Annotated in this window: 2 protein-coding genes and 4 pseudogenes; 4 read left to right on the forward strand and 2 right to left on the reverse strand. The window is 52.7% G+C overall.

The window, feature by feature from the left end; genetic code table 11:
• From ACLJQE_RS44475 to ACLJQE_RS44490, 4 genes and pseudogenes are all read left to right on the forward strand, one after another.
• A pseudogene (locus tag ACLJQE_RS44475) lies at window positions 1–414 on the forward strand (tail assembly protein); the annotation flags it as partial.
• 60 nt (window positions 415–474) lie between these two features.
• Window positions 475–1,407, forward strand: a complete 933-nt coding sequence (locus tag ACLJQE_RS44480) for a host specificity protein J (RefSeq protein WP_058087657.1) — start codon at window positions 475–477, stop codon at window positions 1,405–1,407.
• Window positions 1,379–1,570: pseudogene (locus tag ACLJQE_RS44485) on the forward strand (hypothetical protein); the annotation flags it as partial. The gene ACLJQE_RS44480 and the pseudogene ACLJQE_RS44485, both read left to right, overlap by 29 nt.
• Before the next feature lie 435 nt (window positions 1,571–2,005).
• Window positions 2,006–2,866: a broad-spectrum class A beta-lactamase TEM-116 gene (locus tag ACLJQE_RS44490; protein ID WP_000027050.1), complete on the forward strand. Its 861-nt coding sequence runs from the start codon at window positions 2,006–2,008 to the stop codon at window positions 2,864–2,866.
• Between the two features lie 1,202 nt (window positions 2,867–4,068).
• Here the strand turns inward: ACLJQE_RS44490 and ACLJQE_RS44495 are convergent.
• Window positions 4,069–5,223, reverse strand: a pseudogene (locus ACLJQE_RS44495) (terminase gpA endonuclease subunit); the annotation flags it as partial.
• Window positions 5,198–5,371 (reverse strand): annotated as a pseudogene (locus ACLJQE_RS44500) (DNA-packaging protein); the annotation flags it as partial. The pseudogenes ACLJQE_RS44500 and ACLJQE_RS44495, both read right to left, overlap by 26 nt.

The raw sequence follows: 5,371 nt of genomic DNA on the forward strand, positions 1-5,371 counted from the left end.
AGCTTTCATATTGTTCCCAGAGTCGCCGGGGCCAAGTCAGGTGGCGTATTCCAGATTGTCCTGGGGGCTGCCGCCATTGCCGGATCATTCTTTACCGCCGGAGCCACCCTTGCAGCATGGGGGGCAGCCATTGGGGCCGGTGGTATGACCGGCATCCTGTTTTCTCTCGGTGCCAGTATGGTGCTCGGTGGTGTGGCGCAGATGCTGGCACCGAAAGCCAGAACTCCCCGTATACAGACAACGGATAACGGTAAGCAGAACACCTATTTCTCCTCACTGGATAACATGGTTGCCCAGGGCAATGTTCTGCCTGTTCTGTACGGGGAAATGCGCGTGGGGTCACGCGTGGTTTCTCAGGAGATCAGCACGGCAGACGAAGGGGACGGTGGTCAGGTTGTGGTGATTGGTCGCTGATGCAAAATGTTTTATGTGAAACCGCCTGCGGGCGGTTTTGTCATTTATGGAGCGTGAGGAATGGGTAAAGGAAGCAGTAAGGGGCATACCCCGCGCGAAGCGAAGGACAACCTGAAGTCCACGCAGTTGCTGAGTGTGATCGATGCCATCAGCGAAGGGCCGATTGAAGGTCCGGTGGATGGCTTAAAAAGCGTGCTGCTGAACAGTACGCCGGTGCTGGACACTGAGGGGAATACCAACATATCCGGTGTCACGGTGGTGTTCCGGGCTGGTGAGCAGGAGCAGACTCCGCCGGAGGGATTTGAATCCTCCGGCTCCGAGACGGTGCTGGGTACGGAAGTGAAATATGACACGCCGATCACCCGCACCATTACGTCTGCAAACATCGACCGTCTGCGCTTTACCTTCGGTGTACAGGCACTGGTGGAAACCACCTCAAAGGGTGACAGGAATCCGTCGGAAGTCCGCCTGCTGGTTCAGATACAACGTAACGGTGGCTGGGTGACGGAAAAAGACATCACCATTAAGGGCAAAACCACCTCGCAGTATCTGGCCTCGGTGGTGATGGGTAACCTGCCGCCGCGCCCGTTTAATATCCGGATGCGCAGGATGACGCCGGACAGCACCACAGACCAGCTGCAGAACAAAACGCTCTGGTCGTCATACACTGAAATCATCGATGTGAAACAGTGCTACCCGAACACGGCACTGGTCGGCGTGCAGGTGGACTCGGAGCAGTTCGGCAGCCAGCAGGTGAGCCGTAATTATCATCTGCGCGGGCGTATTCTGCAGGTGCCGTCGAACTATAACCCGCAGACGCGGCAATACAGCGGTATCTGGGACGGAACGTTTAAACCGGCATACAGCAACAACATGGCCTGGTGTCTGTGGGATATGCTTCACACAGGAAACAGCTATGACCATGATTACGCCAAGTTTGCACGCCTGCCGTTCGACGATATCTCTGGAAGATCCGCGCGTACCGAGTTCTAATTCACTGGCCGTCGTTTTACAACGTCGTGACTGGGAAAACCCTGGCGTTACCCAACTTAATCGCCTTGCAGCACATCCCCCTTTCGCCAGCTGGCGTAATAGCGAAGAGGCCCGCACCGATCGCCCTTCCCAACAGTTGCGCAGCCTGAATGGCGAATGGCGCCTGATGCGGTATTTTCTCCTTACGCATCTGTGCGGTATTTCACACCGCATATGGTGCACTCTCAGTACAATCTGCTCTGATGCCGCATAGTTAAGCCAGCCCCGACACCCGCCAACACCCGCTGACGCGCCCTGACGGGCTTGTCTGCTCCCGGCATCCGCTTACAGACAAGCTGTGACCGTCTCCGGGAGCTGCATGTGTCAGAGGTTTTCACCGTCATCACCGAAACGCGCGAGACGAAAGGGCCTCGTGATACGCCTATTTTTATAGGTTAATGTCATGATAATAATGGTTTCTTAGACGTCAGGTGGCACTTTTCGGGGAAATGTGCGCGGAACCCCCATTTGTTTATTTTTCTAAATACATTCAAATATGTATCCGCTCATGAGACAATAACCCTGATAAATGCTTCAATAATATTGAAAAAGGAAGAGTATGAGTATTCAACATTTCCGTGTCGCCCTTATTCCCTTTTTTGCGGCATTTTGCCTTCCTGTTTTTGCTCACCCAGAAACGCTGGTGAAAGTAAAAGATGCTGAAGATCAGTTGGGTGCACGAGTGGGTTACATCGAACTGGATCTCAACAGCGGTAAGATCCTTGAGAGTTTTCGCCCCGAAGAACGTTTTCCAATGATGAGCACTTTTAAAGTTCTGCTATGTGGCGCGGTATTATCCCGTATTGACGCCGGGCAAGAGCAACTCGGTCGCCGCATACACTATTCTCAGAATGACTTGGTTGAGTACTCACCAGTCACAGAAAAGCATCTTACGGATGGCATGACAGTAAGAGAATTATGCAGTGCTGCCATAACCATGAGTGATAACACTGCGGCCAACTTACTTCTGACAACGATCGGAGGACCGAAGGAGCTAACCGCTTTTTTGCACAACATGGGGGATCATGTAACTCGCCTTGATCGTTGGGAACCGGAGCTGAATGAAGCCATACCAAACGACGAGCGTGACACCACGATGCCTGTAGCAATGGCAACAACGTTGCGCAAACTATTAACTGGCGAACTACTTACTCTAGCTTCCCGGCAACAATTAATAGACTGGATGGAGGCGGATAAAGTTGCAGGACCACTTCTGCGCTCGGCCCTTCCGGCTGGCTGGTTTATTGCTGATAAATCTGGAGCCGGTGAGCGTGGGTCTCGCGGTATCATTGCAGCACTGGGGCCAGATGGTAAGCCCTCCCGTATCGTAGTTATCTACACGACGGGGAGTCAGGCAACTATGGATGAACGAAATAGACAGATCGCTGAGATAGGTGCCTCACTGATTAAGCATTGGTAACTGTCAGACCAAGTTTACTCATATATACTTTAGATTGATTTAAAACTTCATTTTTAATTTAAAAGGATCTAGGTGAAGATCCTTTTTGATAATCTCATGACCAAAATCCCTTAACGTGAGTTTTCGTTCCACTGAGCGTCAGACCCCGTAGAAAAGATCAAAGGATCTTCTTGAGATCCTTTTTTTCTGCGCGTAATCTGCTGCTTGCAAACAAAAAAACCACCGCTACCAGCGGTGGTTTGTTTGCCGGATCAAGAGCTACCAACTCTTTTTCCGAAGGTAACTGGCTTCAGCAGAGCGCAGATACCAAATACTGTTCTTCTAGTGTAGCCGTAGTTAGGCCACCACTTCAAGAACTCTGTAGCACCGCCTACATACCTCGCTCTGCTAATCCTGTTACCAGTGGCTGCTGCCAGTGGCGATAAGTCGTGTCTTACCGGGTTGGACTCAAGACGATAGTTACCGGATAAGGCGCAGCGGTCGGGCTGAACGGGGGGTTCGTGCACACAGCCCAGCTTGGAGCGAACGACCTACACCGAACTGAGATACCTACAGCGTGAGCTATGAGAAAGCGCCACGCTTCCCGAAGGGAGAAAGGCGGACAGGTATCCGGTAAGCGGCAGGGTCGGAACAGGAGAGCGCACGAGGGAGCTTCCAGGGGGAAACGCCTGGTATCTTTATAGTCCTGTCGGGTTTCGCCACCTCTGACTTGAGCGTCGATTTTTGTGATGCTCGTCAGGGGGGCGGAGCCTATGGAAAAACGCCAGCAACGCGGCCTTTTTACGGTTCCTGGCCTTTTGCTGGCCTTTTGCTCACATGTTCTTTCCTGCGTTATCCCCTGATTCTGTGGATAACCGTATTACCGCCTTTGAGTGAGCTGATACCGCTCGCCGCAGCCGAACGACCGAGCGCAGCGAGTCAGTGAGCGAGGAAGCGGAAGAGCGCCCAATACGCAAACCGCCTCTCCCCGCGCGTTGGCCGATTCATTAATGCAGCTGGCACGACAGGTTTCCCGACTGGAAAGCGGGCAGTGAGCGCAACGCAATTAATGTGAGTTAGCTCACTCATTAGGCACCCCAGGCTTTACACTTTATGCTTCCGGCTCGTATGTTGTGTGGAATTGTGAGTGGATAACAATTTCACACAGGAAACAGCTATGACCATGATTACGCCAAGTTTGCACGCCTGCCGTTCGACGATTAATAATGCTCTTTCCGCTCTGCCATCACTTCAGCATCCGGACGTTCGCCAATTTTCGCCTCCCACGTCTCACCGAGCGTGGTGTTTACGAAGGTTTTACGTTTTCCCGTATCCCCTTTCGTTTTCATCCAGTCTTTGACAATCTGCACCCAGGTGGTGAACGGGCTGTACGCTGTCCAGATGTGAAAGGTCACACTGTCAGGTGGCTCAATCTCTTCACCGGATGACGAAAACCAGAGAATGCCATCACGGGTCCAGATCCCGGTCTTTTCGCAGATATAACGGGCATCAGTAAAGTCCAGCTCCTGCTGGCGGATGACGCAGGCATTATGCTCGCAGAGATAAAACACGCTGGAGGGGTCATCCGGCGTCCATTTGAGGCCAAACGGCGTCTCTTTGTCGCCAAATTTAAGATACTGCTCCTCCCCGCAATGCGGGCAGGCAACATGAAAACGCATAAAATGCGGGGATTCACTGGCTGCACGCTCAATCTGACAGGTGCCTCTCACTTTTGGCGTGGAGCCACGGATGGACTTTGGCCAGACCGAGCCTTCAATACGCTTGCCACCCAGGAACGTCGGAGAGCCTTCCTGTTCAATATCGTCATCAAAAGCAGCAAGTTCATCATAACCCGCCACATCCACCGACTTTTCACGGTAGTTTTTTGCCGCTTTACCGCCCAGGCACCAGAAGCCACGCCCATTAGTGAAACGCTTCATGGTGAGCGTGTTATCCCGGTGCTTTTTGCCATACCACGGGGCCAGCGCCAGCAGCGACGGAATATCACGAATAGTCGGCTCAACGTGGGTTTTCATAAAGTTCTCGGCATCACCATCCGTCGGCAACCAGATAAGGGTGTTGCGCTGCTTATGCTCTATAAAGTAGGCATAAACACCCAGCAGCATTTTGGAATAACCGACACGGGCAGACTTCACCACATTCACCTCACGGATGTAGTCGCTGCCCATCGCATTCATGATGGCCCGCTGAAAGGGCAGTGTTTCCCAGCGCCCTTCCTGGTATGCGGATTCTTTCGGGAGATAGTAATTAGCATCCGCCCATTCAACGGCGGTCTGTGGCTCCGGCCTGAACAGTGAGCGAAGCCCGGCGCGGACAAAATGCCGCAGCCTGTTAACCTGACTGTTCGATATATTCACTCAGCAACCCCGGTATCAGTTCATCCAGCGCGGCTGCTTTGTTCATGGCTTTGATGATATCCCGTTTCAGGAAATCAACATGTCGGTTTTCCAGTTCCGGAAAACGCCGCTGCACCGACAGGGGGAGCCCGTCGAGAATACTGGAAGC

Origin of the sequence: Amycolatopsis sp. lyj-346, assembly GCF_046548975.1 — a bacterium.
Classification (GTDB): Bacteria; Actinomycetota; Actinomycetes; order Mycobacteriales; family Pseudonocardiaceae; genus Amycolatopsis.